The sequence below is a fragment of the Psychrobacter sp. T6-1 genome (assembly GCF_052258445.1).
In genome coordinates this window covers 1-1082 of record NZ_JBQQFC010000538.1, presented here as the reverse complement: position 1 = coordinate 1082, position 1082 = coordinate 1, and the positions used below count along the sequence as shown (strand labels likewise).

1 protein-coding gene is annotated in these 1082 nt (G+C 49.3%); it reads left to right on the top strand.

Features of this window, described 5'->3' with window-relative positions; genetic code table 11:
- On the top strand, window positions 1-1008 hold a 1008-nt coding region (locus ACTXGO_RS14420), incomplete at its 5' end, for an N-6 DNA methylase (RefSeq protein WP_443575001.1).
- Between the last annotated feature and the right edge of the window lie 74 nt (window positions 1009-1082).

Genomic DNA, 1082 nt, shown 5'->3' with positions numbered 1-1082 from the left:
ATGCTAGAGCCGTATCAAGGCAAAATCTACGATCCGTGCTGCGGCTCGGGCGGTATGTTCGTGCAGTCCATCAAGTTTATCGAGAGTCACCACGGCAATACCAAAGACGTCTCTATCTATGGGCAAGAGTACACCAGCACGACATACAAACTCGCGAAGATGAACCTTGCCATTCGCGGTATCGCTAGCAACTTGGGCGATGTGGCGGCCGATACCTTCTTTAAAGATCAGCACGAAGACCTCAAAGCCGACTTTATCATGGCCAATCCGCCTTTTAACCAAAAGGACTGGCGCGCCGCCGATGAGCTGGTCGATGATCCACGCTGGGCAGGCTATCCAACGCCGCCAACGGGTAATGCCAACTATGCATGGATATTGCACATGATATCTAAGCTCTCTGAGCACGGTACGGCAGGGTTTGTATTAGCCAATGGCTCAATGTCCACGACGACTAGCGGTGAGGGCGAGATACGTCAGCAGATTATCGAGAACGATCTCATCGATTGTATGATTGCGCTACCCGGGCAGCTGTTCTATACCACGCAGATTCCGGTGTGCTTATGGTTCATCAGTAAAGACAAAGCCGCCCAGTCAGCGGATAGCAAAGCAAAAGGGCTGCGTAATCGTACTGGCGAGACCCTATTTATCGATGCGCGTAATATCGGTAGCATGGTTGATCGTACGCATAAAGAATTTACCACTGATGATATCGAGACCATTGCCAATACTTATCATGCATGGCGCGGTGAAGCAGAAGCAGGCGGTTATGAAGCCTACGCGGATGAAGCAGGCTACTGTAAATCGGCAACGCTGGACGATATCGAAGCCAATGATTATGTATTGACTCCGGGGCGTTATGTGGGCGCGGCAGCGATTGAGGATGATGGCATCCCGTTTGAGACTAAAATGATGGAGCTGAGCCAAACGCTATATGCACAGATGCAAGAGTCTGAAAAACTAGACGCGAACATTCGCCAGAACTTGGAGGTGTTAGGTTATGGTGAATGATTGGTGTGAGCTAACTTTAGAAGAATCGATGGATGCTATTATTGATTATCGAGGAAAAACTCCTAAAAAAACTG